Origin of the sequence: Ruegeria sp. ANG10 (assembly GCF_040705255.1) — a bacterium.
GTDB lineage: Bacteria > Pseudomonadota > Alphaproteobacteria > Rhodobacterales > Rhodobacteraceae > Ruegeria.
The window spans coordinates 110445-128976 of record NZ_JBFCVU010000012.1; the positions used below are offsets into that span (position 1 = coordinate 110445).

19 protein-coding genes and 2 tRNA genes are annotated in these 18532 nt (G+C 55.6%); 11 read left to right on the top strand and 10 right to left on the bottom strand.

Annotated features, from left to right (window positions below; genetic code table 11):
• Positions 1-44: 44 nt before the first annotated feature.
• Positions 45-1151: a FliM/FliN family flagellar motor switch protein gene (locus AB1A64_RS20105; protein WP_366553580.1), complete on the top strand. Its 1107-nt coding sequence runs from the start codon at positions 45-47 to the stop codon at positions 1149-1151.
• A gap of 1 nt (position 1152) precedes the next feature.
• Here the strand turns inward: AB1A64_RS20105 and AB1A64_RS20110 are convergent, their stop codons facing one another.
• Genes AB1A64_RS20110 through AB1A64_RS20125 form a run of 4 tightly spaced genes read right to left on the bottom strand, consistent with a single transcriptional unit; the run spans position 1153 to position 3343 of the window.
• Positions 1153-1584, bottom strand: coding sequence for a TIGR01244 family sulfur transferase (locus AB1A64_RS20110; RefSeq protein WP_366553582.1), 432 nt, complete (start codon positions 1582-1584; stop codon positions 1153-1155).
• Between the two features lie 9 nt (positions 1585-1593).
• Positions 1594-2025: a DUF6691 family protein gene (locus tag AB1A64_RS20115; RefSeq protein WP_366553584.1), complete on the bottom strand. Its 432-nt coding sequence runs from the start codon at positions 2023-2025 to the stop codon at positions 1594-1596.
• Positions 2025-2447 carry a YeeE/YedE thiosulfate transporter family protein gene (locus AB1A64_RS20120; protein ID WP_366553586.1) on the bottom strand — a complete coding sequence of 141 codons (423 nt, stop codon included), beginning with the start codon at positions 2445-2447 and terminating at the stop codon, positions 2025-2027. Before AB1A64_RS20120 ends, AB1A64_RS20115 begins: the two co-directional genes overlap by 1 nt.
• Before the next feature lie 32 nt (positions 2448-2479).
• A complete protein-coding gene (locus AB1A64_RS20125; protein ID WP_366553588.1) occupies positions 2480-3343 on the bottom strand; it encodes an MBL fold metallo-hydrolase in 864 nt (287 codons plus the stop codon).
• Between the two features lie 220 nt (positions 3344-3563).
• Here AB1A64_RS20125 and AB1A64_RS20130 point away from each other — a divergent pair, with 220 nt between their 5' ends.
• A complete protein-coding gene (locus AB1A64_RS20130) occupies positions 3564-3803 on the top strand; it encodes a hypothetical protein (protein ID WP_366553590.1) in 240 nt (79 codons plus the stop codon).
• A gap of 9 nt (positions 3804-3812) precedes the next feature.
• Here AB1A64_RS20130 and AB1A64_RS20135 read toward each other — a convergent pair whose 3' ends face one another.
• Entirely contained in the window at positions 3813-4031 is a 219-nt protein-coding gene (locus tag AB1A64_RS20135; protein WP_170351324.1) for a hypothetical protein, read from the bottom strand.
• A 161-nt stretch (positions 4032-4192) separates the two neighbouring features.
• On the opposite strand from AB1A64_RS20135, the gene AB1A64_RS20140 reads away from it, so the two are divergent.
• Positions 4193-4462 (top strand): DUF2312 domain-containing protein, encoded by a 270-nt coding sequence (locus AB1A64_RS20140; RefSeq protein WP_058282431.1) that lies wholly within the window; start codon positions 4193-4195, stop codon positions 4460-4462.
• 55 nt (positions 4463-4517) lie between these two features.
• On the opposite strand, the gene AB1A64_RS20145 is transcribed toward AB1A64_RS20140, so the two are convergent.
• Positions 4518-5387: a hypothetical protein gene (locus tag AB1A64_RS20145; protein ID WP_366553592.1), complete on the bottom strand. Its 870-nt coding sequence runs from the start codon at positions 5385-5387 to the stop codon at positions 4518-4520.
• Between the two features lie 182 nt (positions 5388-5569).
• Between AB1A64_RS20145 and AB1A64_RS20150 the strand changes: the two genes are divergently transcribed.
• Positions 5570-5645, top strand: a tRNA-Thr gene (locus AB1A64_RS20150).
• A 287-nt stretch (positions 5646-5932) separates the two neighbouring features.
• Here AB1A64_RS20150 and AB1A64_RS20155 read toward each other — a convergent pair.
• Positions 5933-6415 (bottom strand): hypothetical protein, encoded by a 483-nt coding sequence (locus AB1A64_RS20155; RefSeq protein ID WP_366553594.1) that lies wholly within the window; start codon positions 6413-6415, stop codon positions 5933-5935.
• 312 nt (positions 6416-6727) lie between these two features.
• Between AB1A64_RS20155 and AB1A64_RS20160 the strand changes: the two genes are divergently transcribed.
• A tRNA-Leu gene (locus AB1A64_RS20160) sits at positions 6728-6812 on the top strand.
• A 136-nt stretch (positions 6813-6948) separates the two neighbouring features.
• Here the strand turns inward: AB1A64_RS20160 and AB1A64_RS20165 are convergent.
• Positions 6949-7467, bottom strand: coding sequence for a hypothetical protein (locus AB1A64_RS20165; RefSeq protein ID WP_366553596.1), 519 nt, complete (start codon positions 7465-7467; stop codon positions 6949-6951).
• Positions 7439-8206: a response regulator transcription factor gene (locus AB1A64_RS20170; RefSeq protein ID WP_366553598.1), complete on the bottom strand. Its 768-nt coding sequence runs from the start codon at positions 8204-8206 to the stop codon at positions 7439-7441. The genes AB1A64_RS20165 and AB1A64_RS20170 overlap by 29 nt, the downstream gene beginning before the upstream one ends.
• A gap of 605 nt (positions 8207-8811) precedes the next feature.
• Between AB1A64_RS20170 and AB1A64_RS20175 the strand changes: the two genes are divergently transcribed.
• The 5 genes from AB1A64_RS20175 to AB1A64_RS20195 all read left to right on the top strand — a co-directional run bounded on the left by AB1A64_RS20175 (position 8812) and on the right by AB1A64_RS20195 (position 17119).
• Complete coding sequence (locus tag AB1A64_RS20175) at positions 8812-10962, top strand: hypothetical protein (protein WP_366553600.1); 2151 nt, start codon at positions 8812-8814, stop codon at positions 10960-10962.
• A gap of 125 nt (positions 10963-11087) precedes the next feature.
• Positions 11088-13040 carry a type I secretion protein gene (locus AB1A64_RS20180; protein WP_366553602.1) on the top strand — a complete coding sequence of 651 codons (1953 nt, stop codon included), beginning with the start codon at positions 11088-11090 and terminating at the stop codon, positions 13038-13040.
• 37 nt (positions 13041-13077) lie between these two features.
• On the top strand, positions 13078-15312 hold the full coding sequence (locus AB1A64_RS20185) for a type I secretion system permease/ATPase (RefSeq protein ID WP_366553604.1): 2235 nt from the start codon (positions 13078-13080) through the stop codon (positions 15310-15312).
• Between the two features lie 12 nt (positions 15313-15324).
• Positions 15325-16677: an HlyD family type I secretion periplasmic adaptor subunit gene (locus AB1A64_RS20190; protein WP_366553606.1), complete on the top strand. Its 1353-nt coding sequence runs from the start codon at positions 15325-15327 to the stop codon at positions 16675-16677.
• Positions 16678-16744: 67 nt separating this feature from the next.
• On the top strand, positions 16745-17119 hold the full coding sequence (locus AB1A64_RS20195) for a rhodanese-like domain-containing protein (protein WP_366553608.1): 375 nt from the start codon (positions 16745-16747) through the stop codon (positions 17117-17119).
• A gap of 4 nt (positions 17120-17123) precedes the next feature.
• On the opposite strand, the gene AB1A64_RS20200 is transcribed toward AB1A64_RS20195, so the two are convergent.
• On the bottom strand, positions 17124-17882 hold the full coding sequence (locus AB1A64_RS20200) for an alpha/beta fold hydrolase (RefSeq protein WP_366553626.1): 759 nt from the start codon (positions 17880-17882) through the stop codon (positions 17124-17126).
• A gap of 91 nt (positions 17883-17973) precedes the next feature.
• Between AB1A64_RS20200 and AB1A64_RS20205 the strand changes: the two genes are divergently transcribed.
• Positions 17974-18348, top strand: a complete 375-nt coding sequence (locus tag AB1A64_RS20205; protein WP_366553610.1) for a hypothetical protein — start codon at positions 17974-17976, stop codon at positions 18346-18348.
• The last annotated feature ends 184 nt before the right edge of the window (positions 18349-18532 follow it).

Sequence of the window (18532 nt, forward strand, 5' to 3'; positions counted from 1 at the left end):
GTTAGACCGGGTGTCATACGTGAAAAAACACAGCGGATTCGGGAATGTCGCAAACGGTCAGCGCAGCATTGGCGCGCAAGCTTTCAGCGGGACGGGAAGAGCAGGGCGATAAGCCGCGCTCGATCTTGCGGGCGCTGCGGCTGGCTTTTGCCCGCGCGGCCGGGGACAATCTGCAATTGCCGCTGGTTGTCATAGGGGCCAAACAATCCAACCGCATGCCGGACATGCTGGCGGGGCCGGTTGGGGAAGATTGGTTGATGCTGCAGTTTGTGAACAGCGATGGGGTCTCTGCCGCTGTCTGCATGGATCTGGGCGCTGTTTCAGCCATAGTTCAGGTGCAAACGATTGGTGAGGTAGTGGCGGGTGATCCTGCGCCACGTGCCTTCACGCACACAGATGGGGCGATGGTTGCCCCGTTGCTCGAGCAGGTTTTGGCACGGTCTGTGGAACTGGTGGATGCGCCTTTGGATCAATCCAGTTTGTCGGGGTATGAATTTTCCACACGTTTGGCCGATCTGCGCACCTTGTCGCTGGCGATGGTTGAAGATTCCTATCGGGTCTTTGACCTTACCGTGGAACTGGGCGGTGGCCTGCGGCAGGGCCAGATTTCTGTCTTCCTGCCCGATCATCCGGCAGAGCAGGAGGGCGAGGTCAGGCAAGAGGATGCGGGTCCCAACCTTGAACAGGCTTCGGGTGTTTTGCGGGCAGAGTTGAACGCGGTGATCTGCAGAATGACCCTGCCGTTGGCGTCGCTGTCTGACCTTGCCGTGGGGGATGTGCTGCCGTTGACGGGATCACGACTGGATCGGGCACAGGTCTTGACGATCGACCGCGCGCGCGCTGCCGTTGGTCGCTTGGGGCAATGTGGCGGGATGCGCGCGGTGCGCATAAACGAATGCGCGCCGCTTACGGCGCTGACCCAGTCTGAAGCCGAGGAGTTTCTGGAGGCACGGTCGCCTGTGGCATCACATCAGGAACCGGACATACCCGCACAACCAAAGATGTCGCAGATGCCTGTCTCGTTGGATTCAATCGCACCGGAGGATTTGGAAGCGAACCTAAATTTCGCCGACTCGGATCAAATGGTTGCCGAAATTTCGCAGCTGGCCGGGTTGTCGACGCCCACAACCGATCCCAATAATCCTAGCTAGTTTACTCAGTGTCGCCGCGGATCTGCTCAAGGATCGGGCGCAGGTTGTCCAGCGTGTACCCCGCTTTGGTGGTCGCGTTCAGGATGTCGTCCGCACTCATCCGATCGCACTGCCCCAACGCCCACACTACCGAACACCGCGTGCCCGAGGCACAATAGGCCAGAACCGGCCCGCCGCAGCTTTCGGCCAACTCGCGTTGCAGGGCCACATTTTCCGGGGTCATGGTCTGGTGGGTCAGTTCCAGAACCTCGTATTCCATACCCGCCGCGCGCACCGCGTCGCCGATGGTGTCTGATTGCATGTCCGCAGGAACCTCGACATTGGGCCGGTTGCAAATCACTTTGACAAAGCCAGCATCGGCGATGGCTGGGACGTCTTCGACCGAAATTTGCGGCGAGACGGCGTAGCGGGGGGTAATCGGGCGAATCTCCATGGCAATTGCTTAGGCCGCGTTGGCGGGTCTGTCCAGTTGCGCACCAAGGGTGGGGGCCGCAACCATGCCCACAATCATGGCGATCAGGAACACAATTCCGCCAACTCCCCCATAGCCAAGCGAGGCAAGGGCTGGTCCGGGGCACAGCCCGACCAATCCCCAGCCCATGCCAAACAGAACAGAGCCAAAGATCAACTGGCAGTCCAATTCCGGTGCGGCTTTTTGCGGAAACCTCCCTCCGATCAGTGGGCGGCGATTGGCCGTCAACCGCCATGCGACCAGCATGGGAAGGATTGCGCCAGCCATCACAAAGGCGAGCGTTGGATCCCATTGTCCGAACAGATCCAGCCAGCCCTGCACTTTGGTTGTGTCGGTCATACCAGAGATCAGCAGGCCGATTCCGAACAACGATCCTGCAAGAAATGAAATGACTACGCGCATCAGATCAGCCCCCAGACATGGCGCAGCAGGGCAACCGTTACGACCCCAGCCATGATGTAGACGATTGTGGCGACGATGCCCCGCAGGGAAAATCGGGATATCCCGCAAACGCCGTGCCCCGACGTGCACCCATTGGCGATGCGTGTGCCCAAGCCTACCAATAGGCCGGCGATAATCACGAGGGTGATGTTCCCGGTCAGATGAGTTTGGGCCGCGGGCAAGAGCAGGGGCCGCAGCAAGAAGGGCACTCCGATCAACCCCGCAAGAAAAGCCAGCCTTTCAAGTGATCGATCACTGCCGTCGACCAGTCCGCCCAGAATACCGCTTGCCCCCATGATGCGCCCATTGCCCAGCAAATAGAGGGCAGCACCCAGCCCAATCAGAAGACCTCCGCCAAGACCCCATATCCATTCAGGTTGCATTGTTTGTCCTTTGCGCGACAGCCGCCAATGTTTCAGAGTTTGTTCAGTGGCAGTTTCAAGAAAACGTCGCCATCTTCATCGGCTGGCGGCATCTGACCTGCACGCATATTCACCTGCAGCGACGGCAGAATCAGACGGGGCATGGGCAGTGTTGCATCACGGGCGTCGCGCATTTCAACGAACTCTTCAATCGAGCGTCCCTGACCAATATGGACGTTCAACGCCTTTTGCTCTCCCACGGTTGTTTCCCAAGCATATTCGTCGCGCCCCGGCGCCATATAGTCATGCCCGACAAAGACGCGCGTTTGATCCGGCAGAGCCAGGATCTTTTGGATCGATTCGTATAGCGTAGCGGACGACCCACCTGGAAAGTCACAGCGCGCCGTGCCGAAATCGGGCATGAACAGAGTGTCGCCGACAAACGCGGCATCGCCAATCACATAGGTCAGGCAGGCCGGAGTATGGCCGGGCGTATGCAGAACATCGCCGCGCATCTGGCCAACGTGAAAGCTGTCGCCTTCGCGGAATAGGGCGTCGAACTGGCTGCCGTCCCGCTGAAACTCGGTCCCTTCGTTAAAGATTTTACCGAAGGTTTCCTGAATGGTAACGATCTGATCCCCGATCCCAACCTTGCCGCCCAGCTTTTGCTGCAGATAGGGGGCAGCGGATAGGTGGTCGGCATGCACATGGCTTTCCAGAATCCATTCAACTCGCAGGTTGTTCGCCCGCACGTACTCGATGATCTTATCGGCTGCGTGCGTGCCGGTCCGGCCAGAGGCGTGGTCAAAATCCAGGACGCTGTCGATAATCGCGCATGCAAGCCCTTCGGGTTCCTGCGCCAAGTAAGAGACCGTAAAGGTCTCTGGGTCGAAAAACGCTTTTACTTTCGGTGTCATGTGGTCCTCCGCCGATGTCGGTAATTCATATATCAATTACGGAATATATTGCAATCAACACTGCGTGACTTGATGCGGGTCAAAGCAGGGTAGCCGCGTTTCGAGTAAAATTTAATCAAATCGCCCCCGCTCGCAAAAATAGTCCGACGAACAGGCGGTTTTCCGCGCGATTGTGTGGCAATCTAAACGGGTCTTAAAACGGTCACATATATCAGACTAAATGAAGACATTTGGGAGGATAGAAATGTCGTCAGTCAATTTATATTCAGAAGCCGAACAACTTGAAGAAAAACTCAGCGGAGCGTGCCTGGATACACGTCTGGCACTGCAACCGAGTGTGGCCAAGGTGATTCAAAGGATGCGCCAGCAGGGAATGCATGTCCCGTCGCGATTGCGCCAATTGGATGCAGCCCTTTGCGAAGACGCGATGGAAGCGCGCTTTGACAATTTGCCCGTTTGAATTCAACGGTCAGCCGAAAGAAATACCGACGATCACCACCATCAGGCCAAGAACCGACAAAAACAGTGATGCCAGGTTCCACGGCAGTACACCTTGAACAACAGCGCGCAGTTCCTCGTCCGACAGGCCGGACTTGCGCGCCTTCATCACTCGCAGGATACACCAAACCAGGCCGCAGAGCCCGGCAAGCGACAGGGCGGCACCGCCCCAGGTGATGAATTCGAACATGGTTCCCCACATTTGCTTGTCAATTCCACCAGCGCTTAGCGGATCGCCACTGGTCACACAAGCCCGGCAGGATTGGGTGCTTGCGGCCCGTGCGGCAGCAATGTATCCGGCGTAGTACCCGCTGTCACAGCATCAGATATCCACCTCTGGGAGAGACATTAATGGATGACATGACCGAAGATCAGGCCACTGCGAATTATCGTGTTACCGCGGGTGAGCTGCGCCAGTTCATCGAACGCTTTGAACGCCTGGACGCAGAAAAGAAAGACCTTGCGGAACAGCAAAAAGAGGTGATGGCCGAGGCCAAAGCCCGTGGCTACGACACCAAGGTCATGCGCAAGGTGATCGCGCTGCGTAAGCGCGACAAGGACGATATTGCCGAAGAAGAGGCAGTGCTTGAGATGTACAAGGAAGCGCTGGGCATGAGCTGAACCGAGGCCAAACCCGTCTGACGTTTCTTGTCATGCGGGTCCTTCACATTCACGATCAGGGTTTTAGAACACGCACGCCCGGTACGGCACCAAGCCGTTCAAGATCCTGTTCGTACAGTTCGGAAAACGCGTCCACGATTTCGGTGGACCAGCCGGGCAAGTCCAACTCTTCCTCGATTTTCTCAGGCAGCGCGTGCTCTTCAAAGATTTGAGCCAACTGTTCATGCAGGACTGACTTGTCCTGCGGTTCAATTTGGTTGCTCAGCGCCAGCACTTTGTTTTGTCCGGCTTCATCCAGCAAAGTCGCCAACAGGTCATATTCATCCACCAGCGTCGTGCTGTCGTCCAAGCCAGTCAAAGCCCGTATAATGTCCCCCCAGATAAACGGGGTGTCCTCATTGCTCCACAATGTGATTTGAACGCTGGGGGCGAGGTCCTGAATGTCTTCGATCATGCCGATCCAGCTAAGGCAGCTCAGGTCAGTGTTTCGAACAATTTCGGCACGCTCACCTTCGGGCAGCGACATCAGGAGTTTGGGGATTAAGCTGCCCGGATTTCTGAGCCCTATGAACAATTCAACTTGATTGTCATCAAAGGCTTGCTCCAACAGAGCCATTCTGCGACCGGCTAAAGGATACAGCTGCCCTTCCTGCAAGGCATCAGCCGGTTCACCCGCGAATCTTCCGCTGGAAAAGATCGCGCGCTGGGTATGTGCATCGTTTGGCAGAATGCTATTGAGGTTTTGGGATAAGTCGACGGCCTCAGTTCCTAACTTTTCGAATATAGGATTGAAGGTCCAGTTGTATCGCCGCGCGCCAAAAAACTTGACCCCGTTATTTTTTAGGATGCCTGAGTTTTTCTTCAACGAGTTCAGCACGCGGCCTTCATCTGTAAAAGCCGCGCCCGCGTGGATAGCAACCTTCATTTTCGGTTCTTGTCCTTGCTTTCAACTCTTTTAATCGGGTTACAGCCTGCGGTCGGAACAGTCAAATCCACACCATTCTGCCGGGTTGTTTCTTCGCGTTGCCAAGAAATCCGACATTCACTAAGTTTAGATAAAAATATGGGCTTGCAGTCTCCAACAAGAGAAAGTAATCGACACCCAGTGCCCCTATAGCTCAGCTGGTAGAGCAACTGATTTGTAATCAGTAGGTCCGCGGTTCGAGTCCGTGTGGGGGCACCATCTCTCTCGACAATCTTTTGAAACGCCTCGATTTCTTGAGGAACCTACGCGGGCGTAGGTCATGGCGACGGACATTTCAGTAACCTTCTCGTTCGCAAAGAATGGTATCTGCTACTTCATCCGACGAGTGCCAGAGTACCTCTCGCACCGCTATAACACATCTGAGATCAACTGCTAGCTGAGGACCGGATCGGTTTCATAGCTATGTCACGTGCAAGACGGGTTGCGGATCGGCAAGGCTTGTCTGGGCGACGTAGGTCGAGAGCGGTTGAGCAGAGGCCGATTGGTCAACTCAACTCGATAGTATTGCCGAAAAAATAGATGCTGGAAGGTTTCGTTATACTTTGTATGAACTCCACCCAATCTTCTCCGTAAACCTGCTCGAAAGATTCCGGGTAGGCCCAGACTGCATTGTGGTAGGTAAATGTGGTCAGCAAAACACCTAGCGTGCAGGCGCTGGCGAATTCCTTTTGCTTACCTTTGAAAAGCATCGAAACAAACAGACCGGCCATGCTTGCAAGCCCGATTCCGACAATGTCTTGCGCGCCGGGTTGCCCACTTCCGGGTACGTTAACCAACTGAGACTGAAAATAGCGTGTCAGAAAAACCGCAAAGGCACCCAGGAAAAAGGCTCCGATGAAAGAACCGGGGTATGCCAATCGTAACCAGATGCTGTCTGTTCTGACAGCAGTGGCTTTGCTGGCGGCCACTTCGGCGCGCTGATTGATGCTTGTAACGCGGTCCTGAAAGGACTTTTGTTCTTTCTTCATAATAACATTCAGGGACCTTGATGAATCATCTCAATCAAACACCCCCCGGAGTAGCGACGCTTTAATGAGCATGCAACCCTGGCGCGTGTGATACTGTTTTGAGTAAAGCTTGCGCATCATTTTGGGAAATCACATGAGGGTGCGTAGCAAGCGCATAGGTCGGCAACAAGCTGCATGCCTTTTGGCCCACGCAAGCATTTGCAGCCGGGATGTTTGCCGGTTCTCTTGGCGGCAAGCAACTTGCGGCTTTTCAATCACTTTGGTTGGCAGTATGAGTTTCGGAAGTCACCCGCTTTACAGCTTTGGTGGCACGCGGATGTGGCGAAACTGGTAAACGCAAGGGACTTAAAATCCCTCGCCCTAGGGCTTGCGGGTTCGATCCCCGCCATCCGCACCAATTTTTACTGAAATGAGATGGTGCCAGATTGCCTTTGTCTGAGATTGCAGCCGGCTTGGCAGGAAACGCGGCGACTGTTCAGCAAGAAGGATGGCAAGTGAAACGGGCTTTTCTGTAAGGTTCGCTTGATGTGTGATTAGACTGGAAAGCCAAGTTGGTTGATCAAGCGCCAGATATCACGGTTTGCCGTCGACAATTGCGCTACGATGTTTTCGATTTCCTGAATGGCCTTTTCGTCAACCGTGTCTTCGCGCCCCAGCTTTATATCGGTCTTTCGGTCCGCAATGCGCATCAGGATGGTCTTGGGGTTTCCGCTGTCGGCGTCAAAGGAATAGATGCAATGGTTATACCTGTTCCGAATGGACGACAGTTTGGCCAGCCGTTGCGTGTGGGCCAGGATCGGATCGCGAATTTCGGCAGGGCGACCTTCCATCTTGGCAAGACGTTCAACCAAATCGATCCGGGCGCGCGTCGTGTTGAGCGTCAAAAAGATTATAACGGCGACGTCCTTGTTGGTGCCGCTCAGCCCGGCAATCAGGTGGATCAACAGGCTTTCTGTGTTGGTCCACATGTAGTTCAGTTTGCCGACCAGCAAGATTAAGCGGTCAAAGCGGGTTTCCAGCGTCTCAGTCAATGGTTTGTCCGTGCGCTTCATCAGACGCCACTTCGAAATAGAACTGTGCCGCCGCGGTCCTGTTGCTTACACCGATCTTACCGGCAACATTGTGCATGTGCAGCTTTACCGTGTGCTCGGTGATGCCGAGGTTCGACGCGATGATCTTGTTGCTTTGCCCCTTCGAGACAAGATGCAGAACCTGTTTTTCCCGCCGCGTCAGCCGGGAATAGATCGGGTTAGGTTTCTTTGGTTTTTGCTTTGGCTTTGCGGGTGTTTCACGCAGCAAGCGGGGTTTGTTCTGATTTTGCAGATTTGTCACGCAATCAGCCATAAAGCAGGGCAGATACAATTCCTCATGCATCAGCAGGCGCAGAATGGACCGCCACACATCCGGTGCAACATTCATAGGAAGATAGCCGACATCCCCGTACTGCCCTCGATCCCAGTTTTCGAACAGAAAACGGGCCGAGTCCTCTTTGCGGTATGCAAAGGCCAAACAACCTGATCCGGTTGCTTCGGTATAGACGTGCGGGCGGGCCAGCAAATCGTCTAACATAATCTGGTCGACAACAACCACTTTGCCAGCCGCGGCAACCGGGGCGCCGGCAATTTTCAGATCGGCGATGTCGTCATACCGATGAGCGGCCACACCGAATTCGGATTGAACGCTTCGCAGTGTCTGGTTGGAAAAGAAGAGTTCCTTGCCGATGAAATTGATCGAGAAATCTTCGGTACTAACATCAAGTTGGGCAATATTATCCTGTAACGGATTGCTCATTATTTCCCCCTATAAACCGACGCCACAAAATCGGTGGCGAAATCGTAAACAACAATAAGAACGCAAATTAACGGCAAATTAACCGTCAATCGTGACCAACTATACCTGAAAGTCTAATTTTCATCAATAATTCGTATCGCCCTGCCAATAGGGACTAGAACTATTGATTAGGTTCGCCATGGCCCTTCTCGTAAAAGTAGAGAAAAATTATGGATTTAACCGATTGGCCGAATTTCCGCCGCATTTTCGTGTATTTGCGTGTTAATTTTGAGTTAATTTTCAAAATATGAAATTAAATCAGTATCTTAAACTATCTAATGCTTTAGGGCAGCTATTCAGACAGCCTTCCCGCTGCAACCATGTCCCTGCTTCAATTTGAGAAGCTTGGTTCCTGACGTGTCCGCGATTCGTGAATTTGCACGAATCTCAATTATCGCGGACGACGCATCGGCTTAGCCGGGAAAGGAAGGTGGTGAACGAATCAACTAAATGAAACCGCTTCATGCGCGTATTGCGCCTGAATGCTCAGATTTTTTGTTTCAACTGCGCCAGTAGCCGTTTTGTAGATGAATGACGGTCGGGCGCTTAAAAAGTGGAATTTTGAAATGAGTAGACGCAACCATCAACAACCCGTCAATGATATTACAGCCATCGGCGAAGTAGAAGTCGATGAAGCATATGTTCATGTCGAAGCAGACGTGGACGTTGAGCACGCAGAAATTGATGCGAACGTGAATGAGCAAGACCAGACTCAGGATCAGGAACAGACTGCAGATCAGGACCAAACCCAGGATCAGGATCAGAAGCAGAAGCAAGATCAGGAGCAGGTCGCTGATCAGGACCAGGATCAGGATCAAAAGCAGAAGCAAGATCAGGATCAGCATCAGTACAATGGTGACAACACCAACGACAACTCCAACTCTGTAAACATCGACTTTGGTGAGGAAGGTCTCCGCCCCAATGACGATGATCTGGTTGATGTCGACGTATATGACGGCGGCTCAGTCGAAGACATTATCACCGTCGGAAACGACTTTAACTATGATCCGGGCGACGACATGAACCTGGATATCTCGTTGGACGGTCAAGGCAACGACATGCTGGCCATCAACAACCAAGTGGCCCACCTGAATGACGATGACCATCTGGGCGCGGCACGTGTGTCGAATGACGGTGGTACATTTGAACAGCACGGTGATGCCCATGGTGGCGAAGCCAATGCTGCTGAAGGTATTGCGTCACACGCAGACGGCGGTGACTCCGGTGACGGTGGATCAACCGATGGCGGCAATGCAATGTCGTACACCAAAGGCGCATCTGCCTATGCCGGTGGTGGCGAAGCGGGTGATGCTGACGCCGACGCAGATGCCGGAAACGGCGGCGACTCGGGTGATGCAACAACCTTGGGTCTGAATGTTGGCAAAGGCTACGCAAGTGCTGACGGTTCCGGAGACGGTGGCGACAGCGGCGATGCAAGTGCCGACTCGAGTGCCGACAATCACGGTGACTCGGACGCGTCGGATGCTGACAGTGACGGTGGTGACGGCGGTAATGCCGGGTCGATCGGTCTGGGTCTTGGTGTTGGTCTGTCGGGCGCTGGTAATGACGGCGACTCAACCGGCGGTGACAATGACTCCGATGCTGACGCTGATCAAGATAGCGATGCAGACGTCGATTCCTCGACTGGAGACGCAGACGGCGGCGACAGCGGTGCCGGCAACTTGGGTCTGGGCCTTGCAGGTAGTCTTGCGGGCAGCCTTGCCGGTAGCGACGCCAGCGGCGACGGTGGCAACAGTGACGGTGGCAATGCCAATGGCGGCGACGGTAGCAATAACGACGCAACTGGCGGCGCGGGTACCGGTGGTGCCGGTGGTGCTGGCAGCCCTGACGACGACTTCGAAGCTCCGTCAAATGGTGGCGGTGCCGGTGGACCTGGAACTGGCGGTAACGCGTTGAACGAGAACGTCACCGGTGGCGGAACTGGCGGTAACGGAGCCGGTGGTTCAGGTGACGGTGGTGACGCGGACGCGGACGCAGATGCGACTGCGGATGCTCAAGGTGTCGGTAACCAGGATGCGGATTCCACGGGCGGTGCCGGTGGATCCAACAATTCCGACGGTTCCGCAGATGCTGACGGATCCGCAGACGCGATGGCCGACGGTGTCGGTGGCGGCGGCGGCGCACTGGATCTGGATGCAACTTCGGATGCCAGCGGTTCCGGGTCTGTAGACGCCGACAACGACGCCGGTGATGGCGCGGCTTCCAGCCTTTGGGCGGTTGCGGACACTGACGGATCCGCAGACGCGATGGCTGACGCAATCTCTGGCTATGGCGGTGCTGGCAGCTCCGACAACGATGCAACGGCTACCGGATACGGTACATCGGACGGTACGTCCACGTCGGGCATCGGTGGCGGCGGCGGTGCTGCACAAGCCATGGGTGGCCAAGGCGGTAATTCGCACGGCTTCGTCGATATTGGTGACACCAAAGGTGGCATGCAGCAAGGCGGCGACGCATCGGGTGCGAACTCGGGCGCAGGTGGTGCCGGTGGCAACGCTGGTGACTGGGGCTCGGGCAACGGTGGCGATGGCATCGTCAACGGTGAGTCGCACGCATCGGCCGCAGCGGTCGTCGATACTTCGGCGTTCAACCAGTCGATCGTCATGGGTGCCAACGTTCTTGGTAACTCGGTCGATACGACCATGGTTGGAGGCAACATGTCGTCCAGCTACTCCAGCGACGACACCGACGTTTAATCGGAAGCAGAGCCCGCTTTGGCGGGCTCTGACCTCTTAAAAACTGCCGGGGGCGCATTATGCGGCCTCGGCCCAACTTAACCTAAACCGGAAATTTCAGGCCGGGGCGGGGAAAGGAAACTAAAATGGCACTCGACAGTATTACGGAACAAATTGCACATTTTGTTGGCACTTTTGAACTTACGACCGAACAGGCCCGTTGGCGTGATTTTTATGAAGAATTTACTGCTCTGCGCAAAAAAGCAGAACTTGAGGGTCTCGAAGATCCGGCCCGCATCAATGTCAAAGCAAATCTGAAAATGGATCCGGGTGATTACGGCCCGGCACCATACAAGTTTGGGGCCTCACAGGATGATGTCCCCCCACCAACAGAAGTATCTGGCCTGATTGATGGTGCTGATGGGTCACCCGGCCCTGCGGTCGGCCCGGATGCCATCTTGCCCGAAGACGCGCCGGGATTCAGTTCGTTTGTGCAGATGAACATCATCCTGGAGCCCGAATACATCACCGAGCTGATTGGATCAGCGGTCACCTACACGGTGCAGAAAATCCATTTGATCGACAACGACGTCGTGGGCGAAGGTGACTTCCGCGATGTCGAGGCCCTGATGGCGCAAGCCGACGCGCTGCAAAGCGCGGCACTGTCCTTACATGCCATATCGACCCCATCGATCCACATCCAGGACTATCAGTCCGGCGAGGCCGTTGAACAACTTATCGAACAAATGCAATCGCCCATTAATCTTGAGATTGAAGGCGTAACAGTACATCAGTTCCACGGCGAGGATGCCTCGGGCATTATCGTGAATGGCGAGTATGTCGATGAAATTCCGGACTTTTTGGAGCTGCTGCCGGAACATCACAAGGAAGATTTGGAAGACGAAGACGCCGAGGACGAGTTGGCCGAGGCATTGCCTGCCGAATGGGATCAATCCGAAGACCCCGAATTCGAAGACGGTCATTCGGTAGTTGCAGGTGGCAACTATGCCGTCAACGAGGTCGCGATATCGGTTGGCTGGGTCGATGCGCCTAACATCGTGGTCGGTGGGCAGGCGATCAATCTGACCGCTGTCAGCCAGGTCGCTGTCGTCTCTGATGTCGACCAAGGTGCGCCAGGTGCGCAAAGCGACACGCATGTTGTCCAGTCTTCAAACATCGCGATCGAAGCCAATGAGGCATCATGGGTGGAACACAATGTCTCGGATAATCCTGATCAGGACCCGATTGTCATGATCGACTGGATTTCTGGTGATCTGTTGGTGACCAATTTCATTGAGCAGCTTATCGACGCCACGGATATTGACCACATCAATACGGAAATCTCAGCTTCGTCCACAGCCTATACGCTGGGCGATAATGATATGGCCAATGTGACCAACATCATTCAGCTGGGCAGCTATTATGATGTGATCATTATTGGCGGCGATATGGTCTCGATCGACGTTGTGAACCAGACCATCGTTTTGTTGGACAATGATGTGATTCACGGCGCAAGTCCGACGGATGCCGAAGACAATCTTGTAATGAACCAGGTATCGTTGACGACCGAAGGGGAAGACACCCATGAAGAGTTAAGCGACAATCTGGCCAGCACGGTATCTTTGCAAGAGGTGGATACCGATGCACTGGAAGACGCGTTGTTGAATGATCCGATGTTTGCCGGAACAGAAGTGGTGCGGGTTCTCAAGATCGAAGGTGACCTGCTGCAGATCAACGTCATTGACCAGGTCACCATGCTGCAGGACGACGACGATGTTTACGTCGAAAACTCAAGCGGAGAAGGGGTTTCCGCGCTGGGTGCGGGCAACGCGCTCTTGAATTCGGCCAACGTGACCAAAATGGGGATCGACTCTGTCGTGATGGCGCAAGAGGGTGAATACTCGGATGTGATGTTGCATCAGGCCAGCCTTATCGACAGCCCAGAAGAGGAAAATGCCGAGCTTGTCAACGAAGCGATAGCGATGTTGTTGGAGGATGTAGATGGGCCTGGCAATTCGGAAAACGCCCCAGGCCAGAGCAATCTGACGTCTTCAGAAGCGGCTGCCATCGACGACGGCCTGCAATCTATGCTAGCGTAGTAACCCTGTTTGTTACGAGTGTTTTGAAAGTTTTAACATGTCGATTGTTTTTCCGTCGCGCCCGAGACGATACGCCAGTCCGTTGGATCGTAACGCTGGTGCCGTTTCCAAGCCGCCAAGTGCGAGCAAGTCAGATTTGAAACGGAAAAAAGTTCTCGGATTGCGCTTGAGCGAAGATTTACGCGTTAGTAATCCGCCAGACGGTGAACGAGAGGCAGTCGCCAAAAGCGATGCGAGCGCCGGCAAAACCGTGAAAGCTGATCCTGAACATCACGAAGTGAAAGAGGAACCGCACCTGCGCGCCGGACCTTCCCCCCGGCGCAAGCAGCCGCAGCCTGCCGAAGACAATGACCAACAGGGCAGCGGTGATGGGGTGGCCGATGTCGAGGGCCCCGATCCTGAACCCGTCAATAAAACGAGCGACCGTACACCCCCCGCGTCGCGCTCGAGTGGCGGTGATCGCATGGGCACCACTATCGAGGCCAAAGCGAACGAGCCAATGCTGCGCAGTAATTCTGGCGGCGGCGATGGCAAGGGGCCACCCCAAACATTTCACAAGCGAACGCCGCCTGAAGATTTTCAGGCGACGTTGCGCACTTCGTTACGCGCGATCTACCGCAATCTGGCTTTTGTGCTGGTTCTGACCTGTGCAACGAATGTTCTGATTTTGGCGATACCGATCTATCTTTTCCAGATCAGTGACCGTGTCCTGACCAGCCGGTCGTTGGACACGCTGATCATGTTGACTGCGATTGTCGCCGGGGCGGTGATTTTCCAGTCCGCCTTTGATGCGGTGCGGCGGTTCATGCTGATGCGCACGGCGGTTGAGGTTGCGGCCCGTCTGGGGGCTCCTGTCCTCAGTGCCGCCGCGCATGCGTCTCTGCATGGTTCCGGACGGGAATACCAGACGCTAGGTGATTTGCAGCAAGTGAGGGGCTTCTTGGTCTCGGGCACGCTGATATCCTTCTTGGACGTACCATTCGCACCATTGTTTATCCTGATGATCTTCCTGGTGCATCCACAGCTCGGAACGATCGTGATCTTTACTGCAGTGTTGCTGATGATAATCGCATTTATCAATCAGCGTATGACGGCCAAACCTTTTGCCGAGGCAAACAAGGCACAATCCATGGCCAACATGCATTTGGATTCTATGTCGCGAAACAGTCAGATCATCAATGCTATGGCCATGATCCCCGAGGCCGTGCGTATCTGGGGCCGCGACACCGCGCAATCCCTGACATGGCAGGTTCGCGCGCAAGATCGGAACGTGATCTTTGCCGCCATTTCACGCGGGGTGCGCTTGCTGACGCAGATCAGCATTCTGGGCTGGGGCGCGTTTCTGGCCTTGCAGGGTGAAATCACCGGCGGCATGGTCATCGCGGCCTCGATCATCGCGGGCCGCGCTTTCGCGCCGATCGAGGGCTCGATCGAAGGCTGGAACGGTTTCCTGCTGACACGCGGAGCCTATGGCCGGATCAATCAATTGCTGTCCAACTCGGCCCTGCAATTCGAAAAGCTGCGCTTGCCGCGCCCCGAGGGTCGGCTGGACGTAGAGCGCCTTCTCTATGTGCCGGGCGGCACCAAGCGTGTTGTGTTGAACGGGATCAGTTTCTCGCTGAACCCGGGTGAAACTCTGGCCATCATCGGCAACTCGGGCGCGGGCAAGACCACGCTGGGCAAAACGCTGGTTGGGTCAATCCTGCCCACATCCGGCAGCGTCCGGCTGGACCTGATGGATATCCGCAACTGGGATCCGCGTCAGTTTGGCGAAAGCATCGGCTATCTTCCGCAGGACGTGCAATTGTTCCCCGGTACGATCAAAGACAATATCGGCCGGATGCGGGACGATGCGACCGACGAACAAATCCACGACGCCGCCGTTCTGGCCGATGTTCACAACATGATCGCCACGTTGCCGCAAGGCTATGAAACCGTGGTGGCTGCGGATGGGTCACCCCTATCGGGTGGTCAGAAACAGCGTATCGCGCTGGCGCGGGCCTTCTTTGGCAATCCGCGCATGGTGGTTCTGGACGAGCCAAACTCGAACCTGGACGTTGCTGGCGACAGGGCCCTTGCGCGGGCCATCGAACAGGCACGGGAAAGCAAAATTACCGTCGTGGTGATCACGCAGAAGCCAACGCTGCTGAACGTGGTCGACAAGATCATGCTGCTGACGGATGGCCGTGTGGCGCTGTTTGGTCATCGCGAACAGGTTCTGCAACAACTGAACGGGCCGCGTAATAATCAGCCCGGCATTCAAAATAAATAATGGGGGTGCGACATGAATGAACTGGTACCCGTGAACAACGATCCCAAAGATCCCGACGTTTGGTATGCCGAGGTTCCGCGCTCAATCAATCGTCTGGTTGTAATTGGGCTTACCATGCTGGTTGTTTGCTTTGGCGGTTTTGGCGTCTGGTCGTTCAGCGCACCGCTTGCCGCTGCCGTGATCGCACAAGGTAGCTTTGTCGCGACAGGTCGCAACAAGATCGTACAGCATCTGGAAGGTGGCATTATTCAGGAAATCAAGGTTGCCGAGGGTCAGGCCGTCAAGGCCGGACAGGTGATGATGACGCTGGACCAAACCTCGGCCGAAGCCAATGAGCGTGAATTATTCATCCGTAAAATCCGCCTGCAGGCCATGTCAGATCGTCTGAATGCGGAGTACAATGAACTGCAGCGGCTGGAGTTCTCGCCTAACCTTATTGCCAATTCAGAAGATACAGAAGTTTTGTCCATTCTTGACGGACAGAAGATCACTTTTGACCTGTCCCGCAAGACCTTGCTGAACGATATCGCGCTTCTGGAACGCAACATGGAAGCTCTGAGAATCCGCTCAAGCGGTTTTCAGGCACAATTGGACAGCATGGTGCGGCGCGCAGAGATCCTGCAGGAAGAATTCGAAACCAAGCAGGCGCTGTTCGAAAAAGGCCTGGTGCGCAAAGGTGAGCTGAACACGATCCGTCGAGTTCAGGCCGAAGCGGAAGGGCAACAAGCACGGCTGCAGGCCGAAGCGGCCGAGATTAGCCAAATGTTGTTGAAATACGAAGAACAAATTACCCGCACCCGTGCTGCCTATCGTGAGGCCGCGCTGGATGAGCTGGGCGTGATCGAAGCCGATCTGGAAAGTGTCCGTGAAAAAGCTCGCCAGGCCCGCAGCGTTCTGGACCGCGCCGTTGTGCGGGCCCCGGTATCCGGGACGGTTGTGCGACTGCACTATCATACGCCGGGTGGTGTGATCGAAACCGGTGAACCCATAGCCGAGATTCTACCCGCAGACGCTCCGCTGATCATCGAAGCACAAATTCCGCGCACCGAAATCGACAGTGTCGTGACAGGGCAGGACGCCACCGTGCGTCTGGTCGCCTTGAATCAGCGGACAACACCGGTGCTGCAAGGGCAGGTGTTCTATCTGTCTGCGGACTCGGTGATCGAGGATTCAACCGGAGCCCCGCAAGAGGTCTATCTGGCCCGCATTTCACTGGAACCAGAAGAGATTGAACGCGTGCGCGGCTTTATCCCAACGCCGGGTATGCCGGCCGAGATCATGATCCAAACCGAAGAGCGGACCTTCGCGGCCTATATCGCGAAACCTGTGACGGACAGCATGTCGCGCGCATTCCGCGAACAATAAAAAGGGCGGACTACACCTTCCATTTTTCGCATGTTAGCCTTCGGTGATATTCACCGGAGGACTACTGATGTCATTGACCGTAAAAGCCATGATGGAGGCCGCAAATGCGGTCGTCGAACGTGTAGACACCGATTTTGCCCAACAGGTCATGGAACAGGGTGGGTTGCTTCTGGATGTGCGCGATGCCGTTGAATTGCAACAGTCGGGCCGCGCTAATGGCGCCCATCACATTCCGCGCAGCATGTTGGAATTTCGCGCCGATGATAGCTTGCAATCTCACGACCCCGAGCTTCGGAAAGATCGCCCCATCGTTCTTTATTGTGCCGCTGGTGGCCGGGCTGCTTTGGCCGGTAAGCTGCTGAAAGATATGGGGTATGAGAAGGTCTATAATCTTGGCGGATTGCCCGATTGGGTAAATGGCGGGGGTGAGGTGTCGTCCTAAAGGATCAGGCGTTCAGAAACGCCCTTACGGCGGCCTCGAACTCACGTGGTTTTTCGGCGTGCAGCCAGTGGCCCGCGCCGGGGATTTTGGCAAACTTGGCGGCCGGGAACAGCGTGCGGATCAGGTCGCGGTGTTCTGGCAGAACATAGTCAGACTCGCCGCCCGACAGAAACAGGGTCGGGCCATCCCAGCTTGCATCCAGTTGTGGAAAACCCATGATTTTAGGCATTTCGGCGGCCAGAACATCTAGGTTGAGCAACCAGCGTTGCCCCTGGACATCCAGCGACTGCGTGAAAAAGCTTTGAAGCGCTTTTTCGACACCCAGTTCGTCCAACTGCTCTGACGCGTCCGAGCGCCGCTCGACTTTTGACAGGTCAACGGCGCGCATCGCCTCGATGAACTGGATCTGGCTATGAGAATAGGTGACTGGCGCGATGTCGGCGACCACCAGTTTGCGCAGCAGTTCGCCGTGCTGCAACGCCAGCGTCATCGCCGCCTTGCCGCCCATCGAATGACCCACCACGTCGGCTTTGCCGCCAAAATGCGCGATCACTTCGGCCAGATCATTGGCAAGGTCACTATAGCTGTGCTGCTCGGTCCACATGCTGTACGCGTGGTTGCGCATATCGACGGCCACGACTTGCCGCTCATCGGCCAACCGTCTGGCAATTACGCCCCAGTTCCGGGCCGAGCCGTACAGCCCATGCGCAATCAGCAAAGGGGGGTTCGCGGTCGGTTCACCATGTATGATCGTGTTCAGCATGAAGTTGTCATACCCACCGTGAATAGAAACGACCAGCCCCATTGTCGCCTTCGCAAGAGGCGGCTAGATTGGCGGGCTTGGAGGCATGGTCATGTCGGAAAATACAGATATCCAAACCCAGATCGCGCAGACGGTTCAGTTGCTGCGCAAAAAGTTGGGGGTGCGGGATAAGACGCTGACGGTCTCGATCCGCAAGGCCAAGCGGCAACTGCCCCGGCGGATTTACAAACAGGCTTTGTTGTTGGCCAGCGCCGAGCCGATGGCCGCCCATCCAAAGCTGCGGCTGGTTCTGGATACCCCGAAACTTGCGCGTGCGTCAGAAGAGGTTCAGGCGCATCTCAGCGGTATCAATCGCGCCGACCGGCGGCTGGGCTGGTTCCTGGGGATGCTGGGGGGACTGGCGTTCAACCTGATCGCTTTAACGATTCTGTTGCTTGTCTTCTTGTGGTGGCAGGGTTTTATCTGATCCGTATGAAAAACGGCGCCTCAAAGGCGCCGTTCAAGTCTCTGATTTTCGGCCCGATTACAGGTTCGGGTATAGAGGGAACTTGGCGCAGAGGTCTGCGACCTCGGCCTTGACCTTGGCTTCGACGGCGCTGTTGCCGTCTTCGCCATTGGCGGCCAGACCGTCGACAACTTCGATGATCCAG

Bases quoted from the DNA above. Each gene is read 5' to 3' on its own strand.
- AB1A64_RS20115 (WP_366553584.1), bottom strand. From the start codon at position 2,025: ATGCGCGTAGTCATTTCATTTCTTGCAGGATCGTTGTTCGGAATCGGC.
- AB1A64_RS20185 (WP_366553604.1), top strand. From the start codon at position 13,078: ATGTCGATTGTTTTTCCGTCGCGCCCGAGACGATACGCCAGTCCGTTG.
- AB1A64_RS20155 (WP_366553594.1), bottom strand. From the start codon at position 6,415: ATGAAGAAAGAACAAAAGTCCTTTCAGGACCGCGTTACAAGCATCAAT.
- AB1A64_RS20165 (WP_366553596.1), bottom strand. From the start codon at position 7,467: ATGAAGCGCACGGACAAACCATTGACTGAGACGCTGGAAACCCGCTTT.
- AB1A64_RS20190 (WP_366553606.1), top strand. From the start codon at position 15,325: ATGAATGAACTGGTACCCGTGAACAACGATCCCAAAGATCCCGACGTT.
- AB1A64_RS20180 (WP_366553602.1), top strand. From the start codon at position 11,088: ATGGCACTCGACAGTATTACGGAACAAATTGCACATTTTGTTGGCACT.
- AB1A64_RS20205 (WP_366553610.1), top strand. From the start codon at position 17,974: ATGTCGGAAAATACAGATATCCAAACCCAGATCGCGCAGACGGTTCAG.
- AB1A64_RS20200 (WP_366553626.1), bottom strand. From the start codon at position 17,882: ATGCTGAACACGATCATACATGGTGAACCGACCGCGAACCCCCCTTTG.
- AB1A64_RS20110 (WP_366553582.1), bottom strand. From the start codon at position 1,584: ATGGAGATTCGCCCGATTACCCCCCGCTACGCCGTCTCGCCGCAAATT.
- AB1A64_RS20130 (WP_366553590.1), top strand. From the start codon at position 3,564: ATGAAGACATTTGGGAGGATAGAAATGTCGTCAGTCAATTTATATTCA.
- AB1A64_RS20140 (WP_058282431.1), top strand. From the start codon at position 4,193: ATGGATGACATGACCGAAGATCAGGCCACTGCGAATTATCGTGTTACC.
- AB1A64_RS20170 (WP_366553598.1), bottom strand. From the start codon at position 8,206: ATGAGCAATCCGTTACAGGATAATATTGCCCAACTTGATGTTAGTACC.
- AB1A64_RS20175 (WP_366553600.1), top strand. From the start codon at position 8,812: ATGAGTAGACGCAACCATCAACAACCCGTCAATGATATTACAGCCATC.
- AB1A64_RS20145 (WP_366553592.1), bottom strand. From the start codon at position 5,387: ATGAAGGTTGCTATCCACGCGGGCGCGGCTTTTACAGATGAAGGCCGC.
- AB1A64_RS20195 (WP_366553608.1), top strand. From the start codon at position 16,745: ATGTCATTGACCGTAAAAGCCATGATGGAGGCCGCAAATGCGGTCGTC.
- AB1A64_RS20105 (WP_366553580.1), top strand. From the start codon at position 45: ATGTCGCAAACGGTCAGCGCAGCATTGGCGCGCAAGCTTTCAGCGGGA.
- AB1A64_RS20135 (WP_170351324.1), bottom strand. From the start codon at position 4,031: ATGTTCGAATTCATCACCTGGGGCGGTGCCGCCCTGTCGCTTGCCGGG.
- AB1A64_RS20125 (WP_366553588.1), bottom strand. From the start codon at position 3,343: ATGACACCGAAAGTAAAAGCGTTTTTCGACCCAGAGACCTTTACGGTC.
- AB1A64_RS20120 (WP_366553586.1), bottom strand. From the start codon at position 2,447: ATGCAACCTGAATGGATATGGGGTCTTGGCGGAGGTCTTCTGATTGGG.